Raw genomic sequence first — 17758 nt, forward strand, 5'->3', positions numbered from 1 at the left:
ATGGTGGAAGCGAGGGGAATCGAACCCCTGTCCAAAAATAACCCCACAAAGACCTCTACATGCTTAGCAAAGATGACTTTTTCACCCTACTTCGCTCATCTTCCAAAACTTAAAAGCAAGGCTAAGACTTGAATTTCACCCTGTGCGTGTCAAACACAAGGCTACACTATCAAAGACGACTGAAAATTAAGCTAGATAGTATGACTTAAAATTCAGGCTCAACTGAACTCACGCAGCTTTAGCGTAAGCAGGAGCGAATTTAATATTGTTTGCGTTTAATTTTTTTAGGCTTTTTACGCTTTGCCCAAAGCGGCATGCCATCTAAGCAGACCTACTCCTGTCGAAGCCAAGTCGCTCCCTATTTGGAAATAATATTTGGAACATTAACGATTAAAGGATTAAAAACAGCTAAAACAGAATCATCATTTTCATATGAACGGCAATATTTTTCAAATTGGTCGCTCATCAAAAGCATCCAGTCGGTAAATTCTTCACTTGCAGGACCATCAAAACGATTTGCTTGTGCCATCATCTCTTCGCAAAACACGCAAAAATCCGTGATTTCATCAAGATTTAAGCGTCTTGCCGCCCAAGCGGTATTGTGTGCCAAAGTCTCAAGCTCCTTAATGGCTTCTTTATAACGCACACTATCGCTTCCAAGCTTGATGATTAAAGGCTCAAATCTATCGCACATAGTCCTAAAAAACTGCAAAAATTTCTCTATATCATCAAACTCATAGTCTAATTCTAATTTTGTTAAAATTCCCATTTTTAAACCATAATCATTAAAGTTTAATGTAAATTCTAGCAAATTTTAGCTAAAATCTTATTTTAATTTTCCCAAAATATAAGCAAAGATTATGGATAGAATAGTAGAAATAGAAAAATACTCCTTCGATGAAACTTACGAAACTTCCTTGCGTCCTTCAAATTTTGATGGTTATATAGGTCAAGAAAATATCAAAAAAAATTTAAAGGTCTTTATAAACGCAGCCAAAAAACGAGATGAGTGCTTAGACCATATACTTTTTAGCGGTCCAGCCGGACTTGGAAAAACGACACTGGCTAACATCATCTCCTATGAAATGGGGGCAAATATCAAAACAACCGCCGCTCCTATGATAGAAAAAAGCGGGGATTTAGCAGCCATACTTACGAATTTAAGCGAAAAGGATATACTTTTTATCGATGAAATTCACCGCCTAAGCCCTGCGATTGAAGAAGTGCTGTATCCTGCTATGGAAGATTACCGCCTTGATATTATCATAGGAAGCGGACCTGCAGCCCAAACCATAAAAATCGATTTACCAAAATTTACTCTCATAGGAGCCACAACCCGTGCGGGTATGCTTAGTAACCCCTTAAGAGACCGCTTTGGAATGCAGTTTCGCCTTGAATTTTATAAAGACAGCGAACTGGCTATCATACTTCAAAAAGCAGCCTTAAAACTGAATAAAACTTGTGAAGAAAAAGCCGCTCTTGAAATCGCTAAAAGAAGTCGCTCCACTCCTAGAATCGCTCTAAGGCTTTTAAAAAGAGTAAGGGATTTTGCCGATGTGAATGATGAAGAAATTATCACAGAACAAAGGGCTAATGAAGCTTTAAATTCACTGGGCGTTAATGAGCTTGGCTTTGATGCGATGGATTTAAGATACCTTGAGCTTTTAACCGCTGCCAAACAAAGACCCATAGGACTTGCAAGCCTTGCTGCGGCTCTAAGTGAAGATGAAAACACCATAGAAGATGTCATAGAGCCTTATTTGTTAGCCAACGGCTACATAGAACGCACCGCAAAAGGACGCATAGCAAGCACTAAGAGCTATAATGCTTTAAAATTAAATTACGAAAAAAGCTTGTTTGAGGAGTGAAAATTGAAAAGTGGAAAAATCTTTCTTGTCTGTTTTATTTTAGTCGCTTTATCCTTTTTGCTTTATCTTTTTAAGGGCTTTTTGCTTGTGATTATTATCGCAAGCTTGATGGCAGTTGCCACTTCAAATATCAATGCGAAATTTTTAAATCTCACTAAGGGACATAAGGTTTTAGCTTCAACCCTTACGACAGCTTGTATGGTTTTGCTTTTCTTTGCGCCTTTTGTTTATGCTATGATAGAACTAGCTAAGGCTTTAAAGAATTTTGATATTAATTTAATCACACAAACTCTTGATTATGTCAAAAACTATCAATTTACCCTGCCTGAAAGCTTTAATTTTTTAGAACCTAAAATCAAAGAATTTTTAGCTTCCATAGACTTAAATAGCATTTCAAAGCAAATTCTAAACTATGCTTCAAGTTTTACTAAATCAGGAGCCAAATTTCTTGTAGATATGTTTTTAATCTGTGTGTTTTATTTCTTTGCAAATTTATATGGCACTGAACTTGTGATTTATCTTAAATCTATCATTCCTATCGAAAAAAAAGAGCTTGATGATGTTTTAAGTGAAGTGGGTAATGTTATGGCTGTGGTGTTTTATTCTATGGTAATAGTGGCGATTTTTCAAGGAACACTTTTTAGTCTTATTACAATGTTTTATGGTTATGATGGAATTTTAATGGGGGTCATTTTTGCTGTAAGCTCTCTTATACCTGCTGTGGGCGGGGCTTTGGTTTATGTGCCTGTAAGCTTGTATGAATTTGCTTCCAATTCTCTTAATTCGGCTCTTGTTATTTTGATATATTGCGTGCTTGTCATTTCCTTCGTAGCAGATACCTTAATCAAACCTTTAATCATCAAGTGGATTAATAAAAAACTTGTCAAAACACCAACCAAAATCAATGAGCTTCTCATTTTCTTAGCTATGATAGCTGGAATTTCAAGCTTTGGTTTTTGGGGCATTATACTAGGTCCTGCGATTTTAACCTTTTTTGTATCTACGCTAAGAATGTATGTGATTTTAAAAGAAAAGAATTTAATCTAATTATCTTATCCCCATCAAGGGGATAAGGATAGCTCTTAGGCTTTTGGACCTATCATTTTAGAAGGTTCAACAAATTTGTTAAAATCTTCTTCACTAACCAAGCCCAATTCCATCGCACTTTCTTTTAAAGAAATGCCTTTTTTATGAGCGTTTTTAGCCACTTTTGCAGCGTTTTCATAGCCTATATGTGGATTTAAAGCGGTAACTAACATCAAAGAATTGTGAAGATTGTAATCAATTTTTTCACGATTTGGCTCTATACCCACCGCACAATGCTCATTAAAAGAACGCAACCCATCAGCTAGTAAATCAAGGCTTTGTAAAAAATTATAAATAATCACGGGCTTAAAGACATTAAGTTCAAAATTTCCCTGACTCGCCGCAAAACCAATAGCCGCATCATTACCCATCACTTGCACAGCTACCATAGTCAAAGCCTCGCACTGAGTAGGATTTACTTTACCGGGCATAATAGAACTTCCCGGCTCATTCTCAGGGATAATAAGCTCACCCAGACCACATCTAGGACCTGAGGCTAACCATCTTATATCATTGGCTATTTTCATTAAATTTGCTGCTAAACCCTTCATCGCTCCGTGCGTAAAATTAATAGCATCGTGGCTGGTTAGGGCGTGGAATTTATTTGGGCTTGAAACAAATTTTGTGCCTATAAGTTTGCTAAGTTCTTCACTTACCTTTTCGCTTAATTGCGGATGGGCATTAAGTCCTGTGCCAACCGCTGTGCCACCAATGGCAAGTTCCCTTAAAGTAGGCAAAGAAGCGATAATTTGCTCTTTTGAATGTGTTAGCATAGAAAGATAACCGCTAAATTCTTGTGCCAAAGTAAGCGGGGTGGCATCTTGAAGATGGGTGCGTCCTATTTTGATAATGCCTTCAAATTCTTTTACTTTTTTTTCAAAAGTTACAATAAGCTCATCAAGTGCAGGGATAAGTTTTTTTTCCACTTGCTCCACAGCCACTATACTCATAGCGGTTGGGAAAGTATCGTTTGAGCTTTGACTCATATTAACATCATCATTAGGATGCACAAGCTTTTCTTTGCGAAAATCTGCACCCATAATTTCAGTTGCACGGTTAGCAATAACTTCATTCATATTCATATTGCTTTGTGTGCCAGAACCCGTTTGCCAAATCGCAAGGGGAAAATTATCATCAAATTTTCCTGCAACAATCTCATCGCAAGCACTAACTATGGCATTTTTCTTAGTATCATCGAGTTTGCCAAGCTTGTTATTGACTAAAGCTAAAGATTTTTTAAGATTTGCAAAGGCATAGATTAAAACCTTTGGCATTTTCTCACAACCGATTTTGAAATTTTCAAAACTTCTTTGCGTTTGCGCCCCCCAGTATTTGTCATTTGGGACCTTAATTTCACCCATAGTGTCGTGTTCAACTCTGTATTGCATAGTGTTTCCTTTCTAGAAATATTGTTAAAATTATTTAAACAAAAATAAGCATAAAGTTAGCTTATAATTTAAAATTTATTTATCTTTTTTGTAGTATTTTGAAGTTTATGTGCAGTTTGCTTAAACTGCACGGATTATTCGACTGTTACGCTTTTAGCCAAATTTCTTGGCATATCCACATCATTGCCTAAACGAATGGAAATTTCCATAGCCAAAAGCTGGGTTATGACCATCATTTCAAAAAATTCACACATATAATGCTCTTGTTCATTAGTTTTTATAAAATCATCACTCAAATCAAATTCTAAAGGTGAAATACTAAGCACCGTAGAATCTCTGGCTATTAGCTCTTCGACATTGGACTTTGTTTTTTCATAAAGCATATGTTGTGGCATTAAGGCTATGGTATAGAGTTTGCTATCAGCCAAAGCAATAGGACCATGCTTCATTTCTCCAGCAGGATAACCTTCAGCGTGCAAATAGGATAATTCTTTAAGCTTTAAAGCTCCCTCTAAAGCCAAAGGATAAAACACATCTCTACCTATGAAGAAAAAGCCATGTCCGTCCAAATAGCGTTTAGCTAAACGATGAATTTTTTCGTGCAAAGCTTGTTTTACGCTCACACAATTTGGAGTATGCAAAAGGGCTTTAACTTCAGCTAAGACATTTAATTTTCTTTTTTGTGCTATAAAAATAGCCAACATCCAAAGCGTTAAAACCTGAGTGGCAAAAGCCTTAGTTGAAGCGACTCCTTTTTCTATACCTGCACGCGTTAAAAGACTTAGGTGTGCTAAACGCACTATATTGGAATTATCCACATTGCAAATCGCAAAAGTTTTAACACCCTGCTCTTTTGCGATTTTTAAAGCTTCTAGCGTGTCAGCTGTTTCTCCACTTTGAGAGATAACGATAAAAAGACTGCCCTTGTTTATAAGGGCTTGGCGGTAGCGAAATTCACTAGCAATCTCCACTTTAGCCTTAACCTTAGCGATTCTTTCAAATAAATAAGCACTTGCCATTGCAGCGTGATAGCTTGTCCCACAAGCACAAAGCGTGATTTCATCGACTTGAGTCAAATCTTCATTATTTAGCTCATCAAAAACCACTTCATCGCCCCTGATACGCCCCATTAAAACTTCACTCATCACGCGGCTTTGTTCGTAAATTTCTTTCTCCATAAAGAAACGAAAGCCCTCTTTTTTAGCATAAGCCTTATCGCTTGAAAGTTTAGAAAAATGAAGGGATTTTAAAGCATCGTTTTCATAAATCACAAGCTCATCTTTGCTCGCATATCCTAAGCTCAAATCTTCAAGATACGCCACCTCATCGCAATTTCCTATTAAAGATGCGTCCCCTGAAGAAAAATACCATTCTTTAGAGCTATTTCTTCCCACTATCAAAGGGGCGGCATTTTTAGCAAAATACACACGGCTTGGGTCTTTTTTCGTAAGCAATAAGGTCGCAAAAGCTCCGCGAAGCTCCTTAATGGTCTTTTGCCACGCCTCAAAAACTTCCAAATTTCTTGCATAAAATTCAAAAAGCTGAACTATAACCTCAGTATCTGTCTGGCTTAAAAAGCACACGCTCTGCTCTTTTTCAAGCTTGTCTTTAAGTTCCTTATAATTTTCTATAATGCCATTGTGTATCACGCAAGAATACTGCCCCAAATGCGGATGTGCGTTAATTTCAGTAGGCTTTCCGTGTGTTGCCCATCTTGTGTGTCCTATGGCAAAACCATAGCCTTCGCTTTCAAAACCCGTGCATTTATTGGCTAAATTCTCTAGCTTACCCACAGCCTTAAAAAAGCTAAGTTCTCCTTCTTTCATCACAGCCATACCCGCACTATCATAGCCGCGGTATTCTAGTTCTTTAAGCCCACTTAGAATGATTTGCTTTTTTTCTTTATTTCCTATATAACCTACTATTCCACACATTTTTCACTCACTTATTAATAAATTCACTAATTTTTGCTCGCTATGCTCTAAATTTTCATTCTTTTGAAAGATAAAAATATTACGCGTCCTTTGTCTTATGGTTTGAATTTTCGCCGCACATAAAACAAGCTTAAATTCATTAAAAACATTCATCAAATATGCCATTAAACCCTGCTGGTCTTTGGTATTTAAACTAAGCTTGGCATACATTTTAGAATAATTTAAGTCTAATTTTAACTCATCTTTTTTAATGATTGGCTTTTTGATTTTTCTTGGATTAAAGCTAGAAAGATTTGAATTTAAAAGCTCACAAAGCTTTAATTTCTGCGTATCGCTAATGATATTATCATACTCAAATCTTAAATAAATTTTATCATCAAAAAGTTCAAAAAAATTCATAAAAATAAGATTTAAATTTGTCAAAGAGCTTAAAATAATAGCGATATTAAAATGAAGGGGTGCGATAATTTGTAAGCTAAGATTGGCTTGATTATTAAACCAAAATTTAAAGTCATTCTCTTTTGCCAACTTAGAAATCATCACAATATCTTCAAAGCTATTTTTGATAATAAAAAGACTCGATTTGATATGGGTAATTTTATCTTGCAAAATTTCATCTTGCTCTAAAAAAATCTTAGTTCTTTTGAGTGTTAATTCTTTTTTTACCCTTCTTGCACTTTCTTCAAGTAGATTTTCATCTTCAAAACCTTGCTTTGCATTTTCTAAAAGTTTATCAAGAACTCTAAAATAAAAAGCATTGGAATTTAAAGCCTTAGCCTTAAGCCAAGTTAAAGTGTATAAAAGCTCTAAATTTTCTAAATTTTCTAGCTTAGAAACCAAAGTGCTTACAACAATAGGATTGTAAATATCTTCCTTTTCGACAAGGTCTTTTAAGGCATTATTGTTTTTAAATATTTTAAGACCCCATTCTAAAATTTCATTTTTCAAGTCTAGTTTAGAGCAATACGCCCTATATATACTGGCTAAAGAAATTTCATTTTCGCTTTCTATGGCACTTAAGAGTATGATAAGTTTTAAAAGCATTTTTTCATCGCTTTTTAGTTTTTGGAGTATCTTAGACTCATCTTCGTATTTTTCAAATTCATGCAGCATAAGAAAAACCTGCTCATCAAAGCTATAATTGCTTTCTTCATCGCTTAAAAAACGAACCGCCCAAAAAGGCTTACACAAATCCTTTAAAATTCCACTATCAAGCAAGAGTTTTAAAATACAAAAACTATGTCTTTTATAAAAAATTCTTTTAAAAAGCACCAAAGATTTTTCTATATCTTTTTTGCCGTATTTTAAATTTCTTAATGCAAAAACTAAATGAAGCGGGAAAATCATAGGCTTATCTTCAAGCCTTAATAAATATTCTAAAAGCTCTACAAGGGTTTTAAATTTATACCCTTGTTTAGGAGTGTGTTCTGATTGATTTTGAATTTGCTCGGCTAAAAAATGCGTATAAAAACCTATGGTATGCATACTTTGCAAGGCTTTTTGAACTAGCAATTCATTTGCCCCAAAATGTTTTTTAGCCTTTTTATACATTAACTCACTCAAATCCCCAACATTAATAAGCAAAAATTCATTCTCATCTTTAGCACTTAATAAATTCATAGCCGACTTTAAAGAAAGCAAAAAATCCCCCGCCAAACGCAACTGGCTTAAATTTTTCTCGTCCATAAAGCTTAAAGCATAATTTTTTGGAGAAGTTTTAAAAAGAACAAGCAAACTTTCTAAGGACCTTAAGTGATTTAATCCTCCAAAATCTTTTTGGATATTAAATTCTTGCTTAATAAAAGGAAGGTCAAATTCTTTAAAATTTGAAAGTAAAAGTCTAGCAAAATCATTTTTATGCTCTTTTAAAATACTCTCAAATTTCGCCTTAATCCCTTTAAATAAAGGCTTAGAACCACATATAAAACGCGTTTGAATGATGGAAGTTTTAAGCTCATTAGAGGCATTGTAAAGCCCGTTAAATTCCAAGATAACAGAATCAATTTGCAAATGCACATCATTTAAAATTTCGATAAAAGCCTTAATCATAGGCTTTAAATGAAAAGCCTTAATGTCCTTATAAACAAAAATCAAAGAAATGCTTTCATTAAAACAAAGGCTATTACCAGCATACGCCTTACTTGCCAAAACACAAAAAGGAATGCTGTCATTTGGGGGCAAAAATTCATCAAAACATTCTTTAAGCACAATATCGTAAGCTTTTTTTATGAAATTATCCATATTTTTAGAATGATACAGACTAAACGCTCCTTGTTTAAGAAAAAATTTCCTACAACTTTGGGTATAGGAGCTAAGGTTTTTTTTAAAAAGTTCTAATTCTTTATTTAACAAATTTTTGCTCTCTTTGCTTCATACTTTGAAAAAATAATACTAACAAAAATATCTTTTATTTTGGCTTTTGCTATAAACTTTTTTTCAGTAAGCAAAAATTATAATGCTTCTTTACAAAAACAAAAAAGCGAAATCAAATGAAAAATTTACTTAGCAAACTTGAAAATGAAGAAAGATTAAACGAAGAAGAAGCAAATAGGCTTTGGGATTTAGACCTTTTTACCTTAGGCAAATACGCTCACCAAAAACGCACAAAGCTGCACGGAAAAAAAGTTTATTTTAATATCAATCGCCACATTAATCCGACCAATATCTGTGCGGATACCTGTAAATTTTGTGCTTTTTCGGCACACCGCAAAAACCCAAATCCTTATTTGATGAGCCACGAAGAAATTATGCAAATCGTAGCCGATACTGCAAAACGCGGCACCAAAGAAGTGCATATAGTCTCAGCACACAATAAAGACACCACTTGGCAATGGTATTTAGAAATCTTTAAAATGATAAAAGAAAAATACCCCCACATACACATCAAGGCAATGACAGCTGCTGAAGTGGATTTTCTCCATCGTAGATGGAAGCTAGACTATGAAGAAGTGATAGAAAAAATGCTTGAATATGGCGTAGATTCTATGCCCGGTGGTGGGGCTGAAATTTTCGATGAAGAAGTGCGTAAAAAAATTTGCCACGGCAAGGTAAGCAGTGAAAACTGGCTTAAAATTCACAGCCTTTGGCACAAAAAAGGTAAGCAAAGCAATGCGACTATGCTTTTTGGACACATAGAAAAAAGACATCACAGAATCAACCATTTACTAAGACTTCGCAAACTACAAGATGAAACAGGGGGTTTTAATGCCTTCATTCCTTTGGTTTGGCAAAGGGATAATAGCTTTATACAAACAGATAATTTTGTTGATAGCGAAGAAATCTTAAAAACCCTAGCCATTTCTCGTTTGGTGCTTGATAATATCAAAAATATCAAAGCTTACTGGGCGACAATGACTTTAAATTTAGCGATGGTAGCACAAGAATTTGGAGCCAATGATTTAGATGGCACCATAGAAAAAGAAAGCATACAAAGTGCAGGCGGAGCCAAATCTGCTAAAGGCACGAAGTTAAAAACTTTTATCGATATGATAAAAACTTCAAATCTTATCCCTGTTGAGCGCGATAGTCTTTATAATGAACTAAAAAGCTACTAAGGAAACATAATGAATTTTTTCAAACTTAAGGAAAATGGCACGAATTTAAAAACTGAAATTATAGCAGGTCTTACAACTTTTTTGGCTATGGTTTATATCATTCCTGTAAATTCTAGCATAGTAAGCCACACAGGTATGCCCATAGAAGCTTTAATCACCGCAACAGCTATAATTACCATAGTTGCAAGCACTTTTAATGCTTTTTTTGCTAACACTCCAGTGGCTATGAGCGTTGGAATGGGTTTAAATGCTTATTTTACCTTTGCAGTTTGCTTGGGTCAAAATATTCCTTGGCAAAGTGCCTTAGGAGCGGTTTTTATCTCAAGCATTATTTTTCTCATACTTTCTTTTACTCCCTTTCGCCTTTGGGTTATCCGTAATATTCCTAAAGATTTACGACTTGCAATTTGTGCAGGTTTGGGCTGTTTTATAGCTTTTTTAGGTTTAAGTCAAATGGGTGTAATAGCACACAATAAAGACACCTTAGTCAGTCTAGGAAATTTCAAAAATCCATCTGTGCTTTTTGGAATTTTTACCCTTGCCTTAATCGTCTTTTTTTGGGCTATAAAACTTCGCGGGGCTTTTATTTTAGGGGTATTAATAAGTTCTATTATCGCTTGGTCTTTTCATTTAAACAATGCAAGCTTTCCTACACAAATTCTTTCCCTGCCTAATTTTGGCATGGAAAATGGATTAGGAACCATCTTTTTACAACTCGATATCAAAAGTGCCTTAAACATTACTATGATACCTATAATTTTAACTTTTTTCATCACTCAACTTTTTGATAGCATAGGAACTATCACGGGCGTAGGCGAAAGGGGAAAGATTTTTGATGACCCAAAAAACGGAGAAAAAAAACTAAGTAAAACTTTAATGGCAGATGCCACTGGATCAGCCTTAGGAGCAATAACGGGAACTTCTACAGTTACTGCCTTTGTTGAAAGCACCACAGGAGTTGAAAGCGGTGGAAGGACAGGACTTACGGCTTTAGTTGTAGCTATTTGCTTTGCTTTTACGCTTTTTTTACTACCACTTTTTAAAGCCATTCCTGCAAATGCAATATATCCTGTGCTTGTGATGGTGGGGATTTTGATGTTTATGGAAGTTAAAAATATAGATTTTAAAGATAGTGCCATAGCCGTAGCAAGCTTTTTTACCATCATTATGATGCCTTTTACCTACTCAATCACCACAGGTTTTGCTTTTGGTTTTCTTTCTTATTTGCTTGTAAGAATTTTTAAACGCGAATGGGATAAAATCAATCTTGGCATTATAGTTTTAAGTTTGCTATCTTTGGGTAATTTTTTACTTATAGCATTACAATAAATAAGGATATATAATGATATTTTACTCCTATGAAGAATTTAAAGAAGATGTAAAAATTCTTGCTAAAGAGCTTAGAAAAGACTTTAATCCTGATGTGCTTTTAGCCATAGCAAGAGGGGGGATGAGTTTAGGACATTCTTTAGCAGTGGCTTTAAAAACGCGTCAGCTTTTTGCTTTAAATTCTATTCATTATGATGATACAAAAAAACTCGATACTATTGAAATCTTTAACATACCCGATTTAAGTCAGCACAAAAAAATCTTACTCATTGATGATATAGTAGATAGTGGAGAAAGTTTAGCAGAAATAAAAAGAGTTTTGCTTGAAAAATTTCCCCATATTGAGTTAAAAATCGCAACGATTTTTTATAAAAAAACTGCCCTTTTAGAGCCCGAATTTAAGGTCAAAGAAGCCAAAGAATGGGTGGATTTTTACTGGGATATAAATATTGATTAAAAATTTGCTACAATTTTATTTTTAAAATTTTTAGGGGTTTGGTTTGAAAATAAAAATTATATCTTTCATCTTGCTTTTTTTTGCTATTTTTGCCTTTGCTAAAGAGCAGAATTTAGATGATTTTGAGCAAGAATATCAAAGCTATCAAGTAAGCGACCCGCTTTTGGGATATAACAGGGCTATGACAGATTTTAATGTGGCTTTGTATGATTATGCTTTGCGTCCTATGTTAAAGACTTACAACACCATCACTCCTGAATTTTTTAGAGTGGGAGCAAGAAATTTCTTTGATAATTTACTTGCTCCTTTGCGTTTTGTAGCTAATGTTTTGCAATTTAAATTCGAAAATGCAGGAGAGGAATTTAAAAGATTTGTAGCCAATACCACTATGGGTTTTGGTGGGCTTAGAGATGTGGCGTCTAAAATGGGACTTAAAAAACATCCTGCGGACTTAGGAACCGTTTTGGCACACTGGGGCGTGGGAAGCGGTTTTCATATTGTCTTGCCTGTGCTAGGACCTAGCAATTTAAGAGACACTCTAAGCCTACCTGCACTTTGGTATGCAATCCCTACAGCTTATATTGAGCCTAATTGGCTAAGTATTGCTGTGAGTGCTTATGGCTTTGGCAATGAACTTAGTTTCGCACTTGATGAAATTGATGAAATTTATCATAATACCCCTAATTTATATCCCTTCTTGCGTGATGCTTATGAGCAAAGACGCAATGAACTTAGCAAATAAAGGAAAATAATGAAAAAAATAGGCTTAATTTTAGTTTTACTACTTAATGCTTTTGCCTTACAACTGAATGAAATTTCTGGCACTATGCAAAAAAATATCGATGAAAGCTTAAGGCTTTTACAAAATAGCAAAGAAGATAAAAAACAAGTTGCTGAAAGCATTTTTAAACTTTTTGATAGTATTATGGATTATAAACTTATGGCAAAACTTAGTCTTTCAAAAAATTATTCTACATTAAACAAGGAAGAACAAGAAAAATTCACTCAAGCCTTTGAAGCAAGTCTTAAAAAAAGCTTTACTGATAAATTAAGCCTTTATAAAGACCAAGTTTTAAAAGTCAAAGCTGGGGAATTAAAGAATGAAAAACGCTATTTTCTAAACACTTCTATGGTAGTAGATGGGGAAGAAAAAAATATCATTTTTAAATTTTACAATGATAATAACGACTGGCTAATTTATGATGTAGATGTTTTAGGCGTCAGCATAGTGCAAACCTACCGCTCACAATTTGGAGATATTTTAGCCAATCAAGGCTTTGACGCCCTACTTCAAAAGCTTCAAAACATAGTCATAGAATAATGCTTGCCAAGCTTTTAAAATTTTTTATTTCTCATCCAAAAAGCACTTTTTTTGGAACCTTGTTTGTATGTCTGTTTTTGAGCTTTTTTGCTTTTAAACTTAGTGTAGATGCAAGTGCTGAAAGTTTGCTTTTAGAAGATGATGTGGATTTAAAAACTTTTAGGGAGATTTCAAAACATTATAAAAGCGATAATTTTTTACTTTTAGCTTTCAAACCCTACGGTGAAGAACCTTTTTCAAATGAAAATTTAGCCAAATTAAAAAAACTCCACGAAGAATTAGAGCAAGTGCCTTTAGTAGAACGCATTTTTAGCATTATCAATGCTCCCCTACTCCAAAGCTCACAAAATACGGATTTAAAAGAACTTTTGAAAAATATCCCAAACATACAAAGCCAAGACATAAACCGCACAAAAGCCCAAAATGAAATTTTAAATAGCCCCTTTTATAAAAACAATATTATCTCAAAAGATGGAAAAATAACAGGAGTGATTATTTACTTAAAACCTGATGTGATTTATAATGAACTTATACAAAAACGCGACCTAGCCACAAATCAAAAAGAAAAAGAACAAATTCGCCTTGCCATAAAAGAACATCAAGACAAGCAAAAAGTTATCACAAAACAAAGCTTAGATGCTATTAAAAGCATAGTTAAAAAATATGAAACAAACAAAGACAAACTCTATCTTGGTGGTGTGAGTATGATTGCTGATGATATGATAAGCTATATAAAATCTGATCTTGTGCTTTATGGCGTTTCTCTTGTGTTTTTGCTAGGACTTGCGCTTTATTATTTTTTTGGCTCTTGGCGTTTTGTTTTTTTGCCTCTTTTTATTTGTTTTATAAGTTTAAGTGCTACAAGTGGGGTTTTTGCTCTTTTAAATTTTCAAATCACAGTGATTTCATCAAATTATGTTGCTTTGGTTTTAATCATCACCTTAAGTGTAGTTGTTCATTTAATCACACATTTTATCCAAAGCACCAGGCTCCACCCCAAAGCCAAAATAGAACGCATAGTGCTAAGTAGCCTACTAGCCAAAGCAAATCCCAGTTTTTACGCTATCCTTACAACTATGATAGGATTTTTTTCTTTAATCCTTTCTCATATCGAGCCTATCATAAAACTAGGCATTATGATGAGTATAGGTATAGGCTTGGCTCTTGTTTTTAGTTATTTATTTCTAGCAAGTATTTTAGTTCTTTTAAAACCAAAAACTTACCCTAAAAAAGAGTTTAAATTTAATCTTTTAGCCTTTTGTGCTAAGAGCGCTCTTAACCCTAAAAAAAGACGCTTAATCTATGGAATTTCAGTTCTTGCTATAATCTTAGCTTTAATAGGCATTTCAAAACTCAGGGTCGAAAATTCCTTTGTGAATTATTTCAAAGATGGTAGTGAGATTAAAGAAGGGCTTTTGGTTATTGATAGAAATTTAGGAGGAACCTTGCCTTTAGAAGTTATCATTCGTTTCCCAGATAATAAAAACAATCAAAATACAAGTGATAGCTTTGATAGTTTTGAAAGTGAATTTGAAAATTTAGCTAAACAAGATACTTATTGGTTTGACTCCAAAAAAACACGCATTGCGAAAAAAGTCCATGAATTTTTAGAAAATAAAGAATTTGTAGGCTCAGTTTTAAGTCTTAATAGCCTTTTAACCTTAGGAAAAAATATCAATGATGGAAAAGATTTAGATGATTTTGCCCTTGCGTTTTTAAATGAAAATTTGCCTATTCAATTTAAGCAAGACTTACTCTCACCCTTTGTAAGCATAGAAAATAACGAATTGCGTTTTAGTATGCGTATGGTTGATTCTGATGTGAATTTAAGACGCCATGAGTTTTTAATAGAGCTAAAAAAAGAACTTAATGAACTTGTAAAAAATGAAGGCGTAGAAGTTCAAATCACAGGCATAATGGTGCTTTATAATAATATGCTCCAAAGTCTTTTTACTTCGCAATTTGATACACTTGTTTTTGTGATTTTAGCTATTTTTATACTTTTTATCCTTGTTTTTAGGGATTTAAAATTTGCTCTCATTGCTATATTAGTCAATATCATCCCTTTAAGCGTAGTCTTTGCCCTTATGGGATTTTTAGAACTTCCTTTAGATATGATGAGCATTACCATAGCTGCTATTGCCATAGGTATAGGTGTAGATGATGCCTTGCACTATATTTACCGCTTCAAAGAAGAGCTTAAAAACAATAGCTTAGAAAAAGCCATTATAAACTCTCACCTTAGCATAGGTTCAGCACTTTATTATACTACTATTAGCATAGTTTTGGGCTTTAGCATTATGATGAGTAGTAATTTTATCCCTACGATTTATTTTGGAATTTTAACTATTTTTGTAATGATTTTGCTTCTAGGTGGGAGCTTGTTTTTGCTTCCAAGCTTTTTAATTAGCCTTTATTCTAGGAAAACCAACTCTGCAAACCCACATAAACAGCATAAGCTAAAACAAGAATAGCCATATATTTGAAAAAATTCTTCATTCTTATCCTTTAATTTAAAATTTTTAAAATGATTTTTGCAAGCTCTAAAGCTTTAAAGCGATGGGAAATGCTATTTTTCTCATCAGCACTAAGCTGGGCTAAGGTTTTATCAAAACCCTTTGGGATAAAAAGCGCATCATAGCCAAAGCCATTTTCACCTTTTTGCGTATCTATCACGCGTCCGTGCATAATGCCGTGTGTGCTAAATTCTCCCATTAAACCCACTAAAGCAATACAAGCGACATAATGAGCCTTGCTTTCCTTAAAACCCTTTTTTGCCATCTCACTTACAAGCTTAATGCGGTTATTTTTATCATCTCCTTGCTCACTAAAGCGTGCAGAATAAACCCCCGGTCTTCCTTCTAACACATCCACGCAAAGACCGCTATCATCGCTTAAGACGATAAAATCTTTTTTTTGCTTTTCATCCAAAGCTTCAAAAACCGCTCTTGCTTTAAGCAAAGCATTTTCTTTAAAATTCTTTCCATTTTCTTCAATCTCAAAAGGAGTTAAAAACTCATCAAAAGTATAAATTTCAAAATCTTTCAAAAGCTCTTTTAGCTCTAAAACCTTATGTGGATTGCTTGTGGCTAAGATGATTTTCATAAATAAAAACTCCAAAATAATATCAACAACAAAAATATGATTTTATAAAATTTATCCTTGTGCCTAGCTTTTAAATATCAAAAGCTCCATTTTTATTAATCAACACTTAATCCATTTCATAGTAAAATTATCCCATATTTAACTTTCAAATTTAATAGGAAATTGATAATGCTAAAGAATGTCTTACCCTTATCCTTCATCGTTGGAACAAGATTTTTTGGGCTTTTTATCGTTTTGCCCGTTTTAAGCCTTTATGCTTTAAAACTCGAAGGTGCCAATGAATTTTTAGTAGGGCTTTTAGTGGGTGTTTATGCTTTAACTCAAATGATTTTACAAATGCCTTTTGGAATTTTAAGCGATAAAATCGGTCGTAAAAAAACTATGCTTTTAGGGCTTATTATTTTCATAATAGGCTCTTTAGTCTGTTCTTTTGCGGATAATATTTACACTATGCTTTTAGGCAGAATGCTTCAAGGTGCAGGAGCCATTGGGGCTGTGGCTACGGCAATGATAAGTGATTTCATCACAGAAGAAAATCGCTCTAAAGCTATGGCGATTATGGGTTCTTTCATAGGACTTAGTTTTGCAGCTTCTATGGTGATTTCTCCTTTGATGAGTGCGAAATGGGGACTATCTAGTCTTTTTGATTTGAGTGCGGCTTTGTCGCTTTTGTGCATACTTTTGCTTTATAGCGTTGTGCCTAAGGAAAACAAAATCACTCACGAAAATGAAAAAACTCCTTTTTTTCATCTTATTAAACAAAAAAATTTAGCCCTTATGAACCTGACTAATTTTATGCAAAAAATGCTTATGAGCATAGCTTTTTTAAGCATTCCTATTATTTTAGTTCAGCATTTAGGCTTTGAGGCAAATAAGCTTTGGATTGTTTATAGCACTTCTATGATAGCGGGTTTTATCGCTATGGGTTTTGCTGGGAGTTTGGGCGAAAAAAGGGGTTTAGCAAAGCAAATTTTACTCTTAGGGGTGGTTTTTTTCATACTTTCTTATGTTTTCTTTGCTCTTAGTCATTCTATGGAATTTTTTATCGTAGCTGTGGTGATTTTTTTCATAGGCTTTAACTTACACGAACCCATTATGCAAAGCTGTGCTTCTAAATTTTGCAAAGTTCATGAAAAAGGTGCAGCCTTAGGGCTATTTAATGCCTTTGGATATGGTGGAAGTTTCATAGGCGGTATTGTAGGTGGGATATTTTTGCACTTGGATGCTTTGAATTTTTTGGCGATTATTTTAGTGATTTTAGCCCTATTTTGGCTTGTAGCCTTGTTTTTCTTAAAAAACCCTGCCGAATTTAAAAATCTCTATTTGCCTTTAGAAACACCTTTGAATTTCACAAGTTTTAGTCAAAATTTGGGCGTTGTAGATATTTATAAAAATTCCAAAAATCTTGTCATAAAATTCGATAGCAAACTGACAAATAAAGAAAAATTAGAAAATCAAATTTGAAAAATATATTTTTGTTCTTTATTTATTTATAAAACTGGGTTTGAAGGTGCTCAAATCTTCAAACAAGCCATACCCTACCCGTCATTGCGAACTTTACAAAGCAAAGCGTGATAATATTGTCATTGCGAGGCGATTTATCGCCAAAGCAAACTATACTAAAAATTTAAAGGGATTGCTTCAATTTGACAAGTCAAATTTCGCAATGACGGACTTAGGCTCAAATATCCTTATTTAAAGCATTATTTGTTATAA

At 34.0% G+C, this 17758-nt stretch carries 14 protein-coding genes and 1 other RNA gene; 9 read left to right on the forward strand and 6 right to left on the reverse strand.

Features of this window, described 5'->3' with window-relative positions:
- Position 1 precedes the first annotated feature (1 nt).
- Positions 2 to 359: a transfer-messenger RNA gene (gene ssrA, locus ACLL8X_RS07200) on the reverse strand.
- The gene (locus tag ACLL8X_RS07205) at positions 359 to 769 is read right to left on the reverse strand and encodes a histidine phosphotransferase (RefSeq protein ID WP_411990249.1); all 411 of its coding nucleotides are present in this window, start codon (positions 767 to 769) and stop codon (positions 359 to 361) included. The genes ssrA and ACLL8X_RS07205 overlap by 1 nt, the downstream gene beginning before the upstream one ends.
- A gap of 91 nt (positions 770 to 860) precedes the next feature.
- Between ACLL8X_RS07205 and ruvB the strand changes: the two genes are divergently transcribed.
- Complete coding sequence (ruvB, locus tag ACLL8X_RS07210) at positions 861 to 1868, forward strand: Holliday junction branch migration DNA helicase RuvB (RefSeq protein ID WP_411990250.1); 1008 nt, start codon at positions 861 to 863, stop codon at positions 1866 to 1868.
- Between the two features lie 3 nt (positions 1869 to 1871).
- Positions 1872 to 2915, forward strand: coding sequence for an AI-2E family transporter (locus ACLL8X_RS07215; protein WP_411990251.1), 1044 nt, complete (start codon positions 1872 to 1874; stop codon positions 2913 to 2915).
- Positions 2916 to 2950: 35 nt separating this feature from the next.
- On the opposite strand, the gene fumC is transcribed toward ACLL8X_RS07215, so the two are convergent.
- The 3 genes from fumC to ACLL8X_RS07230 form a co-directional block, all read right to left on the reverse strand.
- Positions 2951 to 4342: a class II fumarate hydratase gene (gene fumC, locus ACLL8X_RS07220; protein WP_411990252.1), complete on the reverse strand. Its 1392-nt coding sequence runs from the start codon at positions 4340 to 4342 to the stop codon at positions 2951 to 2953.
- Between the two features lie 134 nt (positions 4343 to 4476).
- Positions 4477 to 6276, reverse strand: a complete 1800-nt coding sequence (gene glmS / locus ACLL8X_RS07225) for a glutamine--fructose-6-phosphate transaminase (isomerizing) (protein WP_411990253.1) — start codon at positions 6274 to 6276, stop codon at positions 4477 to 4479.
- A gap of 3 nt (positions 6277 to 6279) precedes the next feature.
- Positions 6280 to 8628, reverse strand: coding sequence for an ACT domain-containing protein (locus ACLL8X_RS07230; RefSeq protein WP_411990254.1), 2349 nt, complete (start codon positions 8626 to 8628; stop codon positions 6280 to 6282).
- A 137-nt stretch (positions 8629 to 8765) separates the two neighbouring features.
- Between ACLL8X_RS07230 and mqnE the strand changes: the two genes are divergently transcribed.
- The 6 genes from mqnE to ACLL8X_RS07260 are packed head-to-tail and all read left to right on the forward strand — an operon-like array spanning position 8766 to position 15411.
- Entirely contained in the window at positions 8766 to 9830 is a 1065-nt protein-coding gene (gene mqnE, locus ACLL8X_RS07235) for an aminofutalosine synthase MqnE (protein WP_411990255.1), read from the forward strand.
- Between the two features lie 9 nt (positions 9831 to 9839).
- Positions 9840 to 11159 (forward strand): NCS2 family permease, encoded by a 1320-nt coding sequence (locus ACLL8X_RS07240; protein ID WP_411990256.1) that lies wholly within the window; start codon positions 9840 to 9842, stop codon positions 11157 to 11159.
- A 13-nt stretch (positions 11160 to 11172) separates the two neighbouring features.
- Positions 11173 to 11616 (forward strand): phosphoribosyltransferase, encoded by a 444-nt coding sequence (locus ACLL8X_RS07245; RefSeq protein ID WP_411990257.1) that lies wholly within the window; start codon positions 11173 to 11175, stop codon positions 11614 to 11616.
- 43 nt (positions 11617 to 11659) lie between these two features.
- Entirely contained in the window at positions 11660 to 12358 is a 699-nt protein-coding gene (locus tag ACLL8X_RS07250; protein WP_411990258.1) for an MlaA family lipoprotein, read from the forward strand.
- Positions 12359 to 12367: 9 nt separating this feature from the next.
- On the forward strand, positions 12368 to 12937 hold the full coding sequence (locus ACLL8X_RS07255) for a Tgt2/MlaC family protein (protein ID WP_411990259.1): 570 nt from the start codon (positions 12368 to 12370) through the stop codon (positions 12935 to 12937).
- Positions 12937 to 15411 (forward strand): efflux RND transporter permease subunit, encoded by a 2475-nt coding sequence (locus tag ACLL8X_RS07260; protein WP_411990260.1) that lies wholly within the window; start codon positions 12937 to 12939, stop codon positions 15409 to 15411. The genes ACLL8X_RS07255 and ACLL8X_RS07260 overlap by 1 nt, the downstream gene beginning before the upstream one ends.
- A 34-nt stretch (positions 15412 to 15445) precedes the next feature.
- Here ACLL8X_RS07260 and rdgB read toward each other — a convergent pair whose 3' ends face one another.
- Positions 15446 to 16042, reverse strand: a complete 597-nt coding sequence (gene rdgB / locus ACLL8X_RS07265; protein ID WP_411990261.1) for an RdgB/HAM1 family non-canonical purine NTP pyrophosphatase — start codon at positions 16040 to 16042, stop codon at positions 15446 to 15448.
- A 168-nt stretch (positions 16043 to 16210) separates the two neighbouring features.
- On the opposite strand from rdgB, the gene ACLL8X_RS07270 reads away from it, so the two are divergent.
- On the forward strand, positions 16211 to 17506 hold the full coding sequence (locus tag ACLL8X_RS07270) for an MFS transporter (RefSeq protein ID WP_411990262.1): 1296 nt from the start codon (positions 16211 to 16213) through the stop codon (positions 17504 to 17506).
- Positions 17507 to 17758: the final 252 nt, after the last annotated feature.

Origin of the sequence: Campylobacter parajejuni (assembly GCF_046764905.1) — a bacterium.
GTDB lineage: Bacteria > Campylobacterota > Campylobacteria > Campylobacterales > Campylobacteraceae > Campylobacter_D.